The organism is Haloleucobacter ellipsoideus (genome assembly GCF_052491725.1).
Window position 1 is genome coordinate 152,743 of sequence record NZ_JBQWAR010000015.1, and the last position, 16,790, is coordinate 169,532.

The 16,790-nt window shown below is 64.9% G+C and carries 14 protein-coding genes; 5 read left to right on the forward strand and 9 right to left on the reverse strand.

Annotated elements, in window-relative coordinates:
- Window positions 1–271: 271 nt before the first annotated feature.
- The 3 genes from ppk2 to ACT6QG_RS04190 form a co-directional block, all read right to left on the reverse strand.
- Window positions 272–1,192: a polyphosphate kinase 2 gene (gene ppk2, locus ACT6QG_RS04180; protein WP_444976349.1), complete on the reverse strand. Its 921-nt coding sequence runs from the start codon at window positions 1,190–1,192 to the stop codon at window positions 272–274.
- Window positions 1,193–1,419: 227 nt separating this feature from the next.
- Complete coding sequence (locus ACT6QG_RS04185) at window positions 1,420–1,956, reverse strand: CAP domain-containing protein (RefSeq protein ID WP_444976350.1); 537 nt, start codon at window positions 1,954–1,956, stop codon at window positions 1,420–1,422.
- 124 nt (window positions 1,957–2,080) lie between these two features.
- Window positions 2,081–4,801, reverse strand: coding sequence for a DUF3772 domain-containing protein (locus ACT6QG_RS04190; RefSeq protein WP_444976351.1), 2,721 nt, complete (start codon window positions 4,799–4,801; stop codon window positions 2,081–2,083).
- Window positions 4,802–5,208: 407 nt separating this feature from the next.
- On the opposite strand from ACT6QG_RS04190, the gene dapE reads away from it, so the two are divergent.
- Window positions 5,209–6,378: a succinyl-diaminopimelate desuccinylase gene (gene dapE, locus ACT6QG_RS04195; protein WP_444976352.1), complete on the forward strand. Its 1,170-nt coding sequence runs from the start codon at window positions 5,209–5,211 to the stop codon at window positions 6,376–6,378.
- A 17-nt stretch (window positions 6,379–6,395) separates the two neighbouring features.
- The gene (locus tag ACT6QG_RS04200; RefSeq protein ID WP_444976353.1) at window positions 6,396–7,178 is read left to right on the forward strand and encodes an alpha/beta hydrolase; all 783 of its coding nucleotides are present in this window, start codon (window positions 6,396–6,398) and stop codon (window positions 7,176–7,178) included.
- Window positions 7,179–7,307: 129 nt separating this feature from the next.
- Here the strand turns inward: ACT6QG_RS04200 and rpmB are convergent, their stop codons facing one another.
- Window positions 7,308–7,613: a 50S ribosomal protein L28 gene (gene rpmB, locus ACT6QG_RS04205; RefSeq protein ID WP_444976354.1), complete on the reverse strand. Its 306-nt coding sequence runs from the start codon at window positions 7,611–7,613 to the stop codon at window positions 7,308–7,310.
- A gap of 260 nt (window positions 7,614–7,873) precedes the next feature.
- Here rpmB and ACT6QG_RS04210 point away from each other — a divergent pair, with 260 nt between their 5' ends.
- The 3 genes from ACT6QG_RS04210 to ACT6QG_RS04220 all read left to right on the forward strand — a co-directional run bounded on the left by ACT6QG_RS04210 (window position 7,874) and on the right by ACT6QG_RS04220 (window position 10,124).
- Window positions 7,874–9,103 carry an argininosuccinate synthase gene (locus ACT6QG_RS04210; RefSeq protein ID WP_444976355.1) on the forward strand — a complete coding sequence of 410 codons (1,230 nt, stop codon included), beginning with the start codon at window positions 7,874–7,876 and terminating at the stop codon, window positions 9,101–9,103.
- Between the two features lie 76 nt (window positions 9,104–9,179).
- Window positions 9,180–9,896, forward strand: a complete 717-nt coding sequence (locus tag ACT6QG_RS04215) for an NAD-dependent deacylase (RefSeq protein ID WP_444976356.1) — start codon at window positions 9,180–9,182, stop codon at window positions 9,894–9,896.
- A gap of 72 nt (window positions 9,897–9,968) precedes the next feature.
- The gene (locus ACT6QG_RS04220; protein ID WP_444976357.1) at window positions 9,969–10,124 is read left to right on the forward strand and encodes a hypothetical protein; all 156 of its coding nucleotides are present in this window, start codon (window positions 9,969–9,971) and stop codon (window positions 10,122–10,124) included.
- Between the two features lie 74 nt (window positions 10,125–10,198).
- On the opposite strand, the gene dapD is transcribed toward ACT6QG_RS04220, so the two are convergent.
- From dapD to ACT6QG_RS04245, 5 genes are all read right to left on the reverse strand, one after another.
- Window positions 10,199–11,047: a 2,3,4,5-tetrahydropyridine-2,6-dicarboxylate N-succinyltransferase gene (dapD, locus tag ACT6QG_RS04225; protein ID WP_444976358.1), complete on the reverse strand. Its 849-nt coding sequence runs from the start codon at window positions 11,045–11,047 to the stop codon at window positions 10,199–10,201.
- 63 nt (window positions 11,048–11,110) lie between these two features.
- On the reverse strand, window positions 11,111–12,721 hold the full coding sequence (locus ACT6QG_RS04230; RefSeq protein ID WP_444976359.1) for a peptide chain release factor 3: 1,611 nt from the start codon (window positions 12,719–12,721) through the stop codon (window positions 11,111–11,113).
- Between the two features lie 176 nt (window positions 12,722–12,897).
- Window positions 12,898–13,233 (reverse strand): ferredoxin FdxA, encoded by a 336-nt coding sequence (gene fdxA, locus ACT6QG_RS04235; protein ID WP_444976360.1) that lies wholly within the window; start codon window positions 13,231–13,233, stop codon window positions 12,898–12,900.
- A 79-nt stretch (window positions 13,234–13,312) separates the two neighbouring features.
- Entirely contained in the window at window positions 13,313–13,585 is a 273-nt protein-coding gene (locus tag ACT6QG_RS04240) for a S4 domain-containing protein (protein ID WP_444976361.1), read from the reverse strand.
- 3 nt (window positions 13,586–13,588) lie between these two features.
- Entirely contained in the window at window positions 13,589–16,777 is a 3,189-nt protein-coding gene (locus ACT6QG_RS04245; RefSeq protein WP_444976362.1) for a helicase-related protein, read from the reverse strand.
- Between the last annotated feature and the right edge of the window lie 13 nt (window positions 16,778–16,790).

Genomic DNA, 16,790 nt, shown 5'->3' on the forward strand with positions numbered 1-16,790 from the left:
AAGGTTCTCAAGAGCTGGCGCACAGTCTGGAAAGCGCTGTTCCCGGCATCCCGGCTTCGGCGCGGGATCTGCGGCAAGGCAGCATGAAACCAGTTTAAAACTGTGACAAATAGCGGCAGATATCAAAAAGGCCGCAGAAGAAAAAAGCGTGCCCTATCCCCATCTTCGGCAGGAAAAGGTGCAGGGCGCACCCGCACGCCGGAAGAGGGACCATACGAAAGCACAAGGCCCTTCCCGTGCCCGAAGGCGGGAAGGGCCCTGTAGCGGCTCATCAATAGCGGTGCGGCACATACAGATGGGCAGGCAGGGTGCGCCGCTCATAATCGGGATCGAAGACCCGTTCCGGCAGCGTGATTTCCTCATGCGGCACGTCTTCATAGGGAATCTTCGAGAGCAGGTGCGAGATGACATTGAGGCGCGCGCGCTTCTTGTCATTGCCCTCCACGATATGCCAGGGCGCCTCGGCAATGGAGGTGCGCTCGAACATCTCCTCTTTCGCCTTGGTATACTGCTCCCACCGCACGCGGGACTGCAGATCCATCGGCGAAAGCTTCCACTGCTTGATGGGATCATGGATCCGCATGAGGAAGCGCAGCTGCTGCTCCTCATCGGTGATGGAGAACCAGTATTTCACCAGAATGATGCCGGAGCGCACCAGCATGCGCTCAAACTCCGGCACGTCGCGGAAGAAGTCCTCGACCTGCTGCTCATCGGCAAAGCCCATGACACGCTCGACACCGGCGCGGTTATACCAGCTGCGGTCGAACAGCACGATCTCGCCGGCGGCCGGCAGGTGCGGCACATAGCGCTGGAAATACCACTGGGTCTTCTCGCGATCGGACGGCGCGGGAAGGGCCACCACGCGGCAGGTGCGCGGATTGACCCGCTGGGTGATGCGCTTGATCGCCCCGCCCTTGCCGGCGCTGTCGCGCCCCTCGAACAGCACCACAAGTTTCAGGCCCTTGTGACGGATCCAGTCCTGCATCTTCACCAGTTCGGCCTGCAGGCGCAGCAGTTCGCTGAAATAGGTCTGGCGGTCGATGGTCGTTTTCTTGCGCTGCTCCAGAAGGGCGCGCAGCTCGGGCGGAACGCGGGCATCATCGACAGCCTGTTCCAGCTCCTCATCCATGTCGTCTTCCAGCTCGATCTCAAGCCAGCTGCGGGTCTCGGCGTCCTGCATGGGGTCCGTCATTGCTCCAAGCCTCCTGTTGTTCCGTCGACTACCCTGAAGTTGATGCGGTTTGGTGACAATGCCCCCTCCTCCCCCTCGTGCCCCGGGGGGAAGATCTGCACGACAAGGGTATGTCGGCACCCATGGGGTAACATGATTGCGGGCGGAGCACATGGTGCCCCGCCCGGCAATGTCATCCTCTCATGGCGGTGCGCAACCACGCGCCGCCACCCTGTATCCGGGCGGCCCTATTGGGGATTGGCCGGCTCCGCCAGCACCAGAGCCCAGTAGACCTTGTATTTGGAGCGCGGCGCATAGGCCGTGGCAATGCCCATGCGGGTCATGCCCGGAGCCAGCATGTTCTTGTTGTGGGAGGGCGAGTCCCGCCAGCCGGAGAAGGCTTCCGCGAGGGTCTGGTAACCTGCGCCGACATTCTCCACCGCCGCGCGGGCATCATAGCCGGATGCCTTCATGCGGGTGATGAAATTGCGTCCGCCAACCTCGTGGGAGAGCTTGTCCGCGCGCGCCATGGCATTGGCCTGTTCCTGCGCAAGGCGGGTCAGCTCCGGGTCCAGCGTCACGGTCGACTGGCCGCGGGAGATCCGGTACTCCGACAGCATGGTGGTGGCGGCAGCCGCATCAACCGGCGTGTTGGCCTGGGCGAGATTGGTATAGAAAGAGGGCTGCTCACCCAGATTGTCCGAGGAACTGCACGCCCCCAGAAACAGGGCGAGAGCAAGGCTGGCCGGGCCAAGAACGGAAAGGCGCAGGGGTGGGCGGCGCATGGCGGCTCCAGAAGAGCTGTGGGAACACGGACGCGCCCCTCCCCAACCGTTTCAACCGGCGCGGAAGATGGCAACGCTCACGCGCATCCTGCCCCACCCCGGTTGAAATCACGTTAATATCTCCTCACCCCGCCCCTGACGGGCGCCGAGCTGGAGCCGGCTCCTGGCTTTCCCCATCCGGGCGGGGCTCCCCCTCTCCGGCTCCCGGTGCCTGTTCCGGTGCGGCTTCCGGCTCCGCATTTGCCGGGCCGGGCTCCGGCACCAGCGCGACCGGGGCGCGGCCCAGCGCAGCCCAGGGCTGGGAGGGAAAGCCGATCCCGGCCTCGCGGAAGCGCTCCAGAACCTTGAAATGCAGGTCCGAACGCACCGTGGTGCCATAATCCACATTGGCGACCACACAGCGCAGCTCGAAGCCCATGCCGATATCGGTGAACTTGAGCAGGAACACGCGCGGCGGCGGATTGCGCAGCACCTGCGGATGGTCATAGGCACAGCCCACCAGCAGATCGCGCACCAGCTCCGGATCCGCATCATAGGGCGCATTCACGGCGATGATGATGCGGCCGGTGGTATTGGCATGGGTGAAATTCTTCACCATGCCGGTGATGAGGTCGGAATTCGGCACGATGACGCTCGCGCGGTCCGCCGTCTCGATCTCGGTCGAGCGCACGGAAATGCGACGCACCGAGCCCTCTTCCCCCTTCACATTGATGGTATCGCCCACTCGAATGGGCCGCTCCGCCAGCAGGATGATGCCCGAGACGAAATTGTTGACGATCGACTGGAGGCCGAAACCGATACCCACGGAGAGGGCGCCGGCCACCAGCGCCACATTCTCGAGGCTCAGCCCCAGTTCGCTCATCGCCACCATCACCGCGGCGATGACGCCGATATAGCCGACAATGGTGGAGATGGAGGACTGGAGCGAGGTCTCCAGCCCGGTGCGCGGCAACAGGCTGACCGTCATCCAGCGCTGGATGGCGCGCGCAATACCGATGCCGACCAGCAGCAGCGTCAGCGCCGTGAGCACCCCCCAGGGGCTGATCGCGACATTGCCGATCTGCAGGCTGAAGGAGAAGTCGCGCGTCATGTCCATCATGTCGCCGGCGCTCGCGCCCCAGTTCTCCACCAGCAGCAGGGCTGTCAGCAGCAGCAGCAGGAACTTGAGCAGGCCGGAGATGATGACCCCCACCAGCTCCACCGTCATGGTGGACAGGCCCAGCACGCGCGCGGCCACGCGCACACGCTGCGAACCGTGCATCTGCTTCTCGTCGAAGACCGAGTCCACCAGCACGTAAAGCAGATAGATGATCCCCAGAATGATGCAGGCCACCACGAGGCGGCGGGCCACAAGGGCCGCGAAACTCACATAGCCGCCCACAAGGGCGACGGTCATGAGCGCCACCAGAATCCACACCAGAAAGCGGATCCATTGCGGGCTCTGCCGGGTGCCTTCCTCGCCCTCGGCGGTCCCCTCCGTCCCCTCGCCGGCATCCTTGCGCGACAGATAGACCAGAAAGCGCGCCAGAAAGCCGGCGATCAGCATTGCCATCAGTGCGCTGGTCACCACTGTCAGCGCCAGCGGGGCGAACAGGGTGCGCTGGAAGAACAGCAGGAACAGTGCGATGGCCAGCGTCCACACCGCGGAGGAGAAATATTTGAAGGCGACCTGCGCATCATGATCGGACATGGACAGCAGGCGACGCCAGGGCTCCACCGGCGCCAGAACAGCCCGCGCCGTGGCAGTGCCCAACGCCTTGAACAGAACCGCAAGGAGGAACGCCAGGGTGAGAGCGTCCACCCGCGCCGGGATCACGTCCATCACCGACATGAAAGCCCCGCCGGCGCTGACCGCCAGAGGCGCGACAATGGTTTCCAGCAGCAGGACCTTCAGGGCCTCAAGCGCCGAGCGGGAGCGGGAGAAGATCACATCATCCGGCGGCGGCGGCGTGCGCAGCCATCCACGCACCAGTCGCCCGCCAAACACCACGAGCGCAATGATGGCGAGCGTGCCGGCCAGAATCCCCAATGCCCCGGAACGGCCATGCTTGTTATCGGCATAGGCCGCCCAGTCGATCACCAGCAGCTGGATGGCGCGGACCTCACTTTTGATGCCGGTGATCGCCTCTCCCCACAGGCCGGGGGACAGAACCGAGGCGCTGCGCTCGAACATCTGCTCGGTAAACAGGGCACGGCGACGGGTGCTGATCCGGTCGGCGATGGTGTCGGCCCGGTCGGTCAGCGCCCGGATGGGGGCGAGCACGCCTTCAAAGGCGCTCACCTGTGTCTTGATCGCCGAGCGGTCCGCCGTCAGAACCGGATCCTCCGGCGTGCCGTCGGTCGGGGCGGGCGGGAAGGAGGCGAGCTGCGAGCGCAGCCCGGTGAGATGCTCTGAGAGCACCTCCGACTGCGCCACCAGATCCTTGCGGACAGGCGAGATGCGGTTGCGCAGCTCTTCCAGATCGGCCGCCCGCAACCCCTCCACCGCCAGCGCGCTTTCAATGCTGGAGAGAGAGGCCCGGGCCTCATCAATCTTGGCGCGGGCAGCCACGATGAGCGGGTCTGGCGGCAAGGCGGCAGGCTTTGGCGGCTCGGCCGGAGCGGATGCGGGGGCTTCGGCGGGGGATGCGGCAGGCGCGTCACCCTCGGCCTGGGCGGCAGCGGGCGTCGCGGCGGATACCGCCGGCGGCGGGGCCTCCGCAAGGGATGGCGCAACCGCCAGCACCATGAACAGCAGGGCCAGAAGCGCGACCCAGCCACCGCCATGGCGGCCTGCGGCCTGCTTCCCTCCACTTTCACGCCCCATCAATGTGCGGCACGCGAAGCCCGGAAGCCCAAAAGCCATTCTTCATCACTCCATATGGAGACGCCGGTTCCCGCAGGCGGGAGCGTCTTGCATGCGCCTCAAATTATCCGCTCTGTGCGCCATCGAACAGGAGGCTTGAGCCTCATGCACATGCAGATGCGCACATTTTTCCGTGTGCCCTGCCGCCGGCCCTGGATTGGCATGGCGAAATGGCGCCGGCCCGGACGGGCGCAGGCCACCCGCCCCTCCTGCCCGCCCGGCGGGACTGAAGGTCTTGAGGCCGTGTATTTTTCTTTGTCGGCCCGGTGCCCGGACCTGCCGAATATGCTTAAAGCATGGACATGTTTCATGGCAGCATCAGGATGCCCGGCATCTGCCTGCCCGCGCCGCACCGTCCTTCCGGCCCCTGGTCTGGCGCGCCATTCCCCGTGACCCAGGACACCGTGATGACCGACGCCACCCGCTCCCCTCTCGACCCCACCGATCCGGTCGCGCTCGCCAGCGCCCTCATCCGCGCCCCCTCCGTCACGCCGGATTCGGCCGATGCGCTGGAAATGGTGGCGCGCATGCTGGAGGAACATGGCTACAGGGTGGAGCGACTGGCCTTTGACAGCGATGGCATTCCCATTCCCAATTTCTATGCCCGCATTGGCACACAAGGCCCCAATCTGTGCTTTGCCGGCCATGTGGATGTGGTGCCGGCGGGTGAGGAAAGCGCATGGTCGCACCCTCCTTTCTCCGGTGCGGTGGAAGGCGGCCTGCTGTTCGGACGCGGCGCGGTGGACATGAAGGGCGCGGTTGCCGCCTTCATGGCCGCCGCCCTGCGCCTTGGCCCGCCCGAAAAGGGCTCCATCTCCTTCCTGATCACGGGCGATGAGGAAGGCCCGGCGCTGGACGGCACGGTGAAGGTGGTGGAATGGCTGCGCGAGAAGGGCGAGCGGATCGACCACTGCATCGTGGGCGAACCGACCAACCCGGCAGCGCTGGGGGATGCCTTCAAGATCGGCCGGCGGGGAAGCCTTTCCGGCATCATCACGGTGAAGGGCGTGCAGGGGCATGTCGCCTATCCGCATCTGGCCAACAATCCCGTTCCGCGCATGGTGCGCCTGCTTTCGGCCCTGATGTCCGCGCCGCTGGATGAGGGGACGCCCTTCTTCCCGCCCTCCAATCTGGAGGTGATCTCGGTGGATGTGGGCAACAGCGCCTCGAATGTCATTCCCGCCCAGATCGAGGCCCGCTTCAATGTGCGCTTCAACGACCTCTTCACGATCGACACGCTGCAGGCCGAGATTCGCCGCCGTCTCGACACGGCCGGGGAGAGCTATGAGCTGGCTTTCGTTCCGGGAGCGAGCCAGAGCTTCATCACCGCGCCCGGCCCATTCGTGGACATCGTCTCCGGCGCGGTGGAGGAGGTGACCGGCCGCACGCCCGAGGCCTCCACATCCGGCGGCACATCGGATGCCCGCTTCATCAAGGATCTGTGCCCGGTGGTGGAATTCGGCCTTGTGGGCCAGACCATGCACAAGGTGGATGAAGCCACCCCGGTGCGCGACCTCACCGACCTGACCCGCATCTATGAGCGGATCATCACCCGCTATTTCACCCATTTCGCCTGAACAGGAGGGCGCACATCATGACCGCACCGGCCCCTGAAAGCCTGACCCATCTGGATGTGGAGGGGCGCAGCATTGCCGTGAAGCGCCTGCCGGCCGCGCAAGGCTCCTCCGGCCCCGGCCTGTTCTGGCTTGGCGGCTTCATGTCGGACATGGCCGGCTCCAAGGCCGAACATCTGGCAACCCTTGCCGCGACGCACGGGCTGGCCAATGTGCGATTCGACTATTCCGGCCACGGCATTTCCGGCGGCGCCTTCGATGAAGGCACCATCTCGCGCTGGCTGGGTGAGGCGCTGGCCGTGTTCGAGGCCACGACACAGGGGCCGCAGATTGTCATCGGCTCATCCATGGGCGGCTGGCTGGCTCTGCTGCTGGCCCGCGAACTGCAAAGGCGCGGACAGGGCGCGCGCCTCAGGGCGCTGGTGCTGATTGCGCCCGCCCCCGATTTCACCGAGGACCTGATGTGGGCGCTCTTCCCCGAAGAGGTGCGCCAGGTGATTCTGGAGCAGGGCCGCTTCCTGAAGCCGAGCGCATATGGCGAAACGCCCTACACCATCACCCGTGCACTCATTGAGGATGGCCGCACGAACCTGTTGCTGAACGCCCCGCTTTCTGTCGGCTGCCCGGTGCGCATCCTTCAGGGCGGGGCTGATGAGGATGTGCCATGGCAGCACGCATTGCGCCTTGTGACCTGCCTTGCCGAGGATGATGTGGTGTTCTCCCTCATCAAGGATGGGGACCATCGTCTCTCCCGCCCGCAGGATCTGGAACGGCTGGGCGTGGCTGTGGCCGAATTTGTGTGAAAGCGCGCGATGGCGGGGGCCATGCTCTCCCGCCATCCGGCCAGCCGGGCTGGGGGAGCACCTGAATAGCAAAAGGCCGCGAACGTCACCGTTCGCGGCCTTTTGAAGCTGTATTCGGAAACCTGAAGATCAGGCTGCGGCGGCCTCAGCCGGAGCAGCAGTCGCCTTGACGACCTGGCGCTTCAGCTCCAGGGCGCGGGGAGACAGTTCCTCGTCGCGGGCCTTCTTGAGGAAGGCATCGAGACCACCACGATGGTCAACGCTCTTCAGCGCGTTGGCGCTGATGCGCAGACGCACGGAACGGTTGAGCACATCGCTCTGGAGGGTCACATTGCACAGGTTCGGCAGGAACCGGCGCTTGGTCTTGCGGTTTGAATGGCTCACAAGGTGGCCGGTCAGCACCGCCTTACCGGTCAGATCACACCGCCGGGACATGGCAGAAGTCCTTCTTCGCGTCAGATGATGCAGGGAACGCAGGACAGGACAAGTCGCCCTGTGCGCAGCTCACCCGCTGTATCGGGAGCGGCCCGTATAAGGGTCGAATGGGGCGGCGTCAAGGTCACACATGCGGCCGGGGCCTGCCTGCATGAAGATAATGTGTCCCGCAACGGGGCGGAATTGCCACAACCGCTTGCCACGGCGGCACACGCGCCTATAGTCCGCCCAACTTTCCCCGAACGCATCCGAGAGACGAGATGGCGCGTGACGTGAAGAAGGTGGTGCTGGCCTATTCTGGCGGGCTCGACACCTCTGTGATTCTGAAGTGGCTCCAGGCAACCTATAACTGCGAGGTCGTGACCTTCACGGCGGATCTCGGCCAGGGCGAGGAGCTGGAGCCGGCCCGCAAGAAGGCGCAACTGCTCGGCATCAAGGACGAGAACATCTTCATTGAGGATGTGCGCGAGGAGTTCGTGCGGGATTATGTGTTCCCCATGTTCCGCGCCAATGCGGTCTATGAGGGGCTCTATCTGCTCGGCACCTCCATCGCCCGGCCGCTGATCTCGAAGAAGCAGATCGAGATCGCCCGCAAGGTCGGCGCCGATGCGGTTTCCCATGGCGCCACCGGCAAGGGCAATGATCAGGTGCGCTTCGAGCTGGCCTATTACGCGCTCGATCCCGACATCACCGTCATCGCCCCCTGGCGCGAATGGGACCTGACCTCCCGCACCCGCCTGCTGGAGTTCGCCGAACAGCACCAGATTCCGATCGCCAAGGACAAGCGCGGCGAGGCCCCCTTCTCGGTGGACGCGAATCTCCTGCACTCCTCCTCCGAGGGCAAGGTGCTGGAAGACCCGGCCGAGGACGCGCCGGAATATGTCTATCAGCGCACCATTTCGCCCGAGGATGCACCCGATGAGGCCACCCTCATCACCATCGCCTTCGAGCGCGGTGATGCGGTGGCCATCAATGGCGAGGCCCTCTCCCCGGCCAGCCTGCTGACCCGCCTGAACGAGCTGGGCAAGGCCAATGGCATCGGCCGGCTCGATCTGGTGGAAAACCGCTTCGTCGGCATGAAGAGCCGCGGCGTCTACGAGACCCCCGGCGGCACCATCCTGCTTGCCGCCCACCGCGGCATGGAAAGCATCACCCTGGATCGCGGCGCGGCCCATCTCAAGGATGAGCTGATGCCCCGCTATGCGGAGCTGATCTATAACGGCTTCTGGTTCTCGCCCGAGCGCGAGATGCTGCAGGCCGCGATCGACCACACCCAGACCTATGTGACCGGCGAGGTCACCGTGAAGCTCTACAAGGGCAATGCCACGGTGGTGGGCCGCGTGAGCCCCTATTCGCTCTACAATCAGGAACTGGTGACCTTCGAGGAAGGCGCCGTGGCCTATGACCACCGCGATGCCGCCGGCTTCATCAAGCTGAACGCGCTGCGCCTGCGCACGCTGGGCAGCCGCGCCCGCAAGATCTCTGAGTGATCTTCAGGCGGACATGACACATGCCGTGGCGGGCCACACCGCCACGGCATCATCTGAAAATGTCAGGGGCCTACCGATGAAGATCTTCGTTCTCACCGGAGCAGGCATTTCCGCGGAAAGCGGCATGGGGACCTTTCGCGACAAGGATGGCGCCTGGGCCCGCTTCGACCCCATGAAACTGGCCTCTCCGGAAGGCTTCGAGGCGGACCCGGATCTGGTCCACGCCTTTTATAATGCCCGTCGCCAGAAGCTGCTCACAGCCTCTCCCAACCCCGCCCATGCGGCGCTGGCCCGCCTTGAGGATGGCCTGGGCGCACGCGGCGGCGAGCTGTTCCTGTGCACGCAGAATATCGACGACCTGCATGAGCGCGCCGGCTCGCGCCATGTGCTGCACATGCATGGCGAGCTGCGCAAGGCCCGCTGCATGGTCTGCGCCAGGGTCATGCCATGGGATGATGATCTGGGACGGGACGAGACATGCCCGGCCTGCCACAGCCATGGCACGCTGCGTCCGCACATCGTCTGGTTCGGCGAGGTGCCGCTCTATATGGACGATATCCAGCATGCGCTGGAGGATTCGGACCTGTTCGTATCCATCGGCACGTCCGGCTCGGTCTATCCGGCCGCCGGCTTCGTGAATGAGGCCCGCTATCTGGGCCTGCGCACCTGCGAGATCAATCTCGAACCTTCTGAAAACGCCCCGGCCTTCGAGGAGCGCTATTACGGACCGGCAAGCACGGCCGTTCCGGAATGGGTGGATGGGGTGCTGAAGGTGCTGGCCGCACGCGGCTGACGCGTCCCACACCCCGCACGGGGCCGGCTCCCTGCCCCTCTCGGCCTGAAAAGCCGCGGAGAAGCATACGCCATGCCCGGCGCGCAATGGGCATGCCTCAAAGCGGGCATGACGATTCTTTCATCCGGCACCGTATTGTCTGCACCGGAGCATATGGCCGTTCCGGCATTCATCCCCCTGAAAGAAAAAGGCTCCCTTCCGGCAGCGGAAGGGAGCCTTTTGATGTGAGGCCGGAAGCAGAATGTTTCCCGTGAAACACTCTGTTAACCATGACGCCGGATTTTCCGCCCGGCAGGGGCCGATCAGTCGCGCAGCAGATCGTTGATCGAGGTCTTGGCGCGGGTCTGCGCATCCACCCGCTTGACGATGACAGCGCAGGAGAGCGAGGGGCCGGGCGTGCCATCCGGCAGCGCCTTGCCGGGCAGGCTGCCGGGCACCACCACCGAAAAAGCCGGCACTTCGCCGATGAAGATTTCGCCGGTGTTGCGGTCGATGATCTTGGTGGTGGCGGAGATGAACACGCCCATGGAGAGCACCGCCCCCTCACGCACGATCACGCCTTCCACCACTTCCGAACGCGCGCCGATGAAGCAGTTGTCCTCGATGATGACAGGGCCGGCCTGAAGCGGCTCCAGCACACCGCCAATGCCGACGCCGCCGGAAAGATGCACATTCCTGCCGATCTGCGCGCAGGAGCCTACCGTTGCCCATGTATCCACCATGGTGCCCTCGGCCACATGCGCGCCGAGATTCACGAAGGACGGCATCAGCACCACATTCGGCGCGATATAGGCCGAGCGGCGCACCACGGCACCCGGCACGGCGCGGAAGCCCGCGGCGCGGAACTCGGCCTCGCCCCAGCCCTCGAACTTGGAGGGCACCTTGTCCCACCAGTTGGCGCCGCCGGGGCCGCCGGGAATCACCGCCATGTCGTTGAGGCGGAAGGACAGCAGAACCGCCTTCTTCAGCCACTGGTTCACCTTCCAGTTGCCATCGGCGCCCTTTTCGGCGACGCGCGCCTTGCCGGAATCCAGCAGGTTCAGCGCGGTGTTCACGGCATCGCGCACTTCACCCTGCGTGGAGAAGCCGATCTCGGCGCGGTTTTCAAAAGCGGCGTCAATGATGGTCGAAAGCTGTGCTGTGTCGGACATGGGTTTCCTCCGTCCGGCCGATGCATGCGGCCATATGAATAGGGAAAAGAGAGGCAGGGGCGCTCAGGCGCGCTCTTTCACGGCCACGAATTTCAGTTTCGGCCATTCCTCGATGGCGCGATCCAGCACCCACTGGCTGCGGGCGAGATAGACCGGCGCCTCGTCACGATCACGCCCGGTGGAGGACCGGTTGCCCTCCATGAAGCGCTCCACCTCATCCTTGTCGCCGACAATCCAGCGGGCGGTGACATAGGAGGTGGTCTCGTAGCGAATCGGCACGCCATATTCCTTTTCGAGGCGCGCGGAGAGCACATCGAGCTGGAGCATGCCCACCACGCCGACAATGGGGGCGGGATCGAAGAAGGGCTTGATGACCTGCGTCACCCCCTCCTCGGCCATGTCCTGCAAGGCCTTCTGGAGCTGCTTGGCCTTCATCGGGTCTGACAGCAGCACGCGCCGCAGGATTTCGGGCGCGAAGTCCGGCAGGCCCTCAAAGCGGATGCTTTCGCCTTCGGAGAGCGTATCGCCCACCCGCAGCATGCCGTGGTTGGGAATGCCGATAATGTCGCCGGCGACAGCCTCATCCACTGTCTCGCGGTCCTGCGCGAAGAAGAAGATGGGGTTGGCGATGGCCATGTTGCGCTTTTCGCGCGGGTTGAACAGCTTCATGCCGCGCTTGAAGATGCCGGAGCACAGGCGCACAAAGGCCACGCGGTCACGATGGTTCGGGTCCATATTGGCCTGAACCTTGAACACGAAGCCGGAGACCATCTTCTCTCCCGGCTCCACCTCGCGCCCCCTGGCGGCACGCGGCACCGGGCAGGGGCCAAGCCTGCTCAGGCCCGCCAGCAGCGGGGCAACACCGGTTTCCTTCAGCGCACTGCCGAAATAGACCGGCGAGAGATGCCCCTCGCGGAAGGATGCCAGATCGAAGGGCGGCAGCACGCCGAGCGCAAGGGTGAGCCCCTCCACCGCCTCGGCCATGATGTTTTCCTCGACACCATCGAGACCCAGCAGCTCCTCCGGCTCATTGAAGGGGACTTCACGGGTGAGCGGGCCGCCGCGCGTGGTGGCGAGCAAGGCCTTCCTGTTGGGAATGTCGATCAGCCCGCGGAAATCCACCCCGAGGCCGATGGGCCAGGACATGGGGGTGAGATCGAGCGCCAGCGATGCGGAGATGTCGTCCATCAGCGAGAGCGGGTCCTGCCCCTCGCGGTCCACCTTGTTGATGAAGGTGAAAATCGGAATATCACGCAGGCGGCAGACCTCGAACAGCTTGCGGGTCTGGCTCTCGATGCCCTTGGCGACGTCGATCACCATCACCGCCGCATCCACGGCCGAAAGGGTGCGATAGGTATCTTCCGAGAAGTCCGAGTGGCCGGGCGTGTCGAGCAGGTTGAAGACGATGCCGTCCTGCTCGAATGTCATCACCGAGGAGGTGACGGAAATACCGCGCTGCTGCTCGATCTCCATCCAGTCCGAGCGGGTGCGGCGGCGTTCGCCGCGCGCCTTCACATGGCCCGCAAGACGGATGGCGCCGGAGGCGTGGAGGAGCTTTTCCGTGAGCGTGGTCTTACCCGCGTCCGGATGGGCGATGATGGCAAAGGTGCGACGACGGGCATAATCGGGCAGGCTTGCCGTCCGGTCCGCCCCGGTTTCGGTGTGTTCGAGCATGGCGGCCATATAGTCCAAAATGCCGTGTCTTGGAACGGCAAAGGCCGCGCCCGGCCTGAAATACTGGGGCATTGCGCGCAAGCCCCCACCCCGCGCGCGGAGTGCGCCTGCGCGACAGGCAGCATGTTCCCCGCCTCACGCGAACGGGGAACATGTCAGCATGAGTGCGAAGAAGCCTAGTCGCCTTCACCGGGGTTGGGAGAGAGCTTCTCTTCCTTGCCCGGCTTGCCGTCCCATTCCTCATAACCCGGCATCGGATCCTTCTTGAGGGTGATGTTGGGCCACACCTTTGCATATTCGGCATTCACCGAGAGCCACTTCTCCATGCCCGGTTCCGAATCGGGCTTGATGGCCTCGGCCGGGCATTCCGGCTCGCAGACGCCGCAATCGATGCATTCATCCGGGTGAATGACCAGGAAATTCTCGCCTTCGTAGAAACAGTCCACCGGGCACACGGCAACACAGTCCGTATATTTGCAGAGGATGCAGTTCTCGGTGACGACGTAGGCCATTGGAGTCTTCCTTGTCGCGCTTACCTGCGCCACCGGATATCCGGGGCGGGAAAAGCCGCGCTCTCCTTATTTAACTTCATTAATCTGTGATTTCATCGAAAAGCACAGATACCGATGTAGCATCCCCGCGCCGTTCAGCAAAGCCGACAATGCGCAACAAACGGGTGCGACTATCCAGAGATATAGTAAGCACCTGCCCTTTTCGCACCATCTGGGCAGGGCTTGTGACCCGTGCGCCATCCAGTCGCACATGCCCTGCGCGAATCAATGCGGCGGCGCTCGCACGGGTGCGTACCACCCGTGCATGCCAGATCCAGCGGTCCAGCCTCTGCCGTTCGGCAGGTGCGTCCACCGCTCAGTTCCCCTTTTTCTCCGTATCCATGCGCGCCTTGAGAGCGGCAAGCGCGGCGAAGGGGCTGTCCGGGTCCGCCTGCTTGTTTTCGCGGCGGCGATCCTGATGAGCGGGACGCTCATGGCGCTGGTCGCCCTTCGGGCCACGACCCTCATGACGCGGCGCGCGGGGACCACGCTCGCCCTCCCCTTCGGGACGCTCGCGGCGGCGCGGGCCACTGCCCTCACCGGAGCGCTTCTCGAAACGGCGATTGCCAAAGCGTTCAGCCGCCTTGCTGCTGCCTTCGCGACGCTCACCCTGCCCGGCACCCTCACCGCCCTGCTCGCCACCACGCGGAGCATTGCGGCCATGACGCTCACGGCGCGGCGCTCCGGGCGGACGACCCGGACGCCAGACCTCGATCATCTCCGGCTCGGCCGGCGTCTCGGCGGCTTCCGCGCCAGATTCGGCATCGGCAGCTTCCGCCACGGCTTCCACCGGCTCGGAAACGGCTTCTTCCGCAACCGCCACCGCGTCAGCCCCAGCGGCGTCGGCATCCAGCGTGATCTCGGCAACCACCTCAGCCTGCGGAGCCTCCTCCGCAACGCCCTCGGCAGGAGCGGGAGCAGCCTCGGCCACCTCTTCCGCGACCTCAGCCGGGGCATCGATCAGCAGATCGGCCTCGATCGCGCCCTCAGGCACGGGGGCGAGCTCCGCCGCAGGTGCGGCCTCGGCTTCCGGCGGCGGGGCCGGACGGCGCTCCATGCGATAGCCCAGCGACTTCAGGATGGAGGAGAAATCCTCGCCCGCGCAGCCGGCCAGCGATGTCATCGCCACGGTCACGGTAAAGCCGCGCCCGTCCACCGCGCCCGCGGGCTTGGGGCCGGGAGAGGCCGGGCGCCAGTCCAGTGCCGGACGGATCAGGTCTGCCAGACGTTCCAGAATATCGACACGCACGGCCCGCTCGCCGCACACCCGGAAGCCGACGGCACGATACAGTCCCTTCTGGATCTCGTGATCCACGGGAATGGATGTGCGCCCGGAAGCGGCCAGATGCGGCAGCTCGTCCAGCCCCTTCTGGGCCAGACCGCCATGCTTGAGCGCATAGAGCTGAAGCGCCAGCGCACGCGGCGCGGGCTTGAGCAGCAGCGGCATGTAGATGTGATGGGCGCCAAAGCGCACGCCATAGCCGCGCAGGGTGGCGCGGGCGGTCTGGTCGAGGCTCTTCATCTCCTCGGCCACGCGCGCGCGCTCCAGCACGCCCAGTGATTCGACCAGCTGGAAGGCGATGCCCCGGGCAATGCCGGTGACATCCTCGGCGGTGGCCAGCTTGTCCAGCGCGCCAAGCAGCTTCTCGATATGGGCCGAGATCCACAGCGCCAGGCGGGCATCCACCTGATCGCGCGCGGGGCCCGTGAGATGCTCGTCGGCGATGATCTTGAAGCGCGGCTTGAGCACTTCATCACCGGGAATGAGCTTGGCCACGGCTTCGCCGGTCCAGCGAATGGTGCCATCGGCGGTCAGCACGAAGGCTTCATCCACCGCCTGGGAGAGGCGCTGGGCGCGGGCTTCGATCTCGCCCGCCAGCGCCTTCTGGGCGGCGGCGCGCAGCGCCTTGGCCTCCTCGCCGCCCGCTGTCGGGTCGGCTGCGAACTGGAAGCCATGGATCTGGCCGATGATATGTCCTTCGACGGTAACGTCGCCGGTCTTGCTGATTTCAGTTTCGAGCATCTTGTTCTCTCGCAGGCGCCGTATGAGCACGCTGGTCCGCCGGTCCACGAAACGCTGAGCCAGCCTTTCGTGCAAAGCATCGGAAAGTTTGTCTTCGACTCCTCTGGTGACGCCTTGCCAGTGCTCCGGATCCTTGAGCCAATCAGGCCGGTTTGCAACGAAGGTGAGTGTCCTCACCTGCGCAATCCGACGCGACAAGGTGTCGATGTCGCCTTCCGCGCGATCGGTCAAGGCGATTTGACGTTTAAACCACTCGTCGGGGATATGTCCGCCCCCCTCCAGATGGCCGAAAAGGTGCGACACGAGCTCGGCATGAGCCCCCGGAGACACCTTGCGGTAATCTGGAACCTGACACACATCCCAAAGTTGTGCCACCCGTTCCGGGCTTGAGGCCTTCCGGCCTACCTCATTGTCACGGCTCAGGAATTCGAGAACCGAGACATCATCCGCGGTCGGTGCGCGGGTCAGCCCCTGCTCTTTTGGAGGGCGTGAGAGGGAGGCCAGAAGCGCCGGGATGGAACGATAGTCCAGCACAGCGTTGCGCCATTGCAACACCTTTGCATTGTCGAACGCATGCTCCTCCAGCCGGAGCACGAGTTCCTCCTCAAAAGGTGGACAACCGCCCGTGGTGCCGAATGTGCCATCGCGCATGGCCCGGCCCGCACGTCCGGCGATCTGGGCCATTTCGCCCGGATTGAGTCGGCGGAACTGCCAGCCATCGAACTTGCTGTCCGCGGCGAAGGCCACATGGTCCACATCCAGATTGAGGCCCATGCCGATGGCATCGGTGGCGACCAGATAATCCACATCGCCGCGCTGGTAGAGCTCCACCTGCGCATTGCGGGTGCGGGGGGAAAGCGCCCCCATCACCACCGCCGCGCCCCCGCGCTGGCGACGGATGAACTCGGCAATGGCGTAGACCTCATCGGCCGAGAAGGCGACAATGGCGCTGCGCGGCGGCAGGCGGGAAATCTTGCGCTCGCCGGCAAAGGTCAGCTGGGACAGGCGCGGACGCTCCACCACCTTCAGGCCGGGAATCAGCTGTTCCAGCAGCGGGCGCATGCTGGCGGAACCCAGCAGCATGGTCTCATGCCGCCCGCGCCGGTTCAGCACCCGCTCGGTAAACACATGGCCGCGATCGAAATCGGTGGCGAGCTGGACCTCGTCGATGGCGACGAACGCCACATCCAGATCGCGCGGCATGGCCTCGACCGTGGAAATCCAGTAGCGGGCCTTTTTCGGTTTGATCTTTTCCTCGCCGGTGACAAGGGCGACGACATCCGCCCCCACCTTCTCCACCACACGCTGATAGACCTCGCGCGCCAGCAGGCGCAGCGGCAGGCCGATGAGGCCGCTCTCATGCGCCAGCATGCGTTCGATGGCGAGATGGGTCTTGCCGGTGTTGGTGGGCCCCAGAACCGCGCTTACACCGCGCGCACGCAGCATGCGCGGCAACTCGGCCCACCGGGTGATGTCATCCATCGGCTGTGTCGGG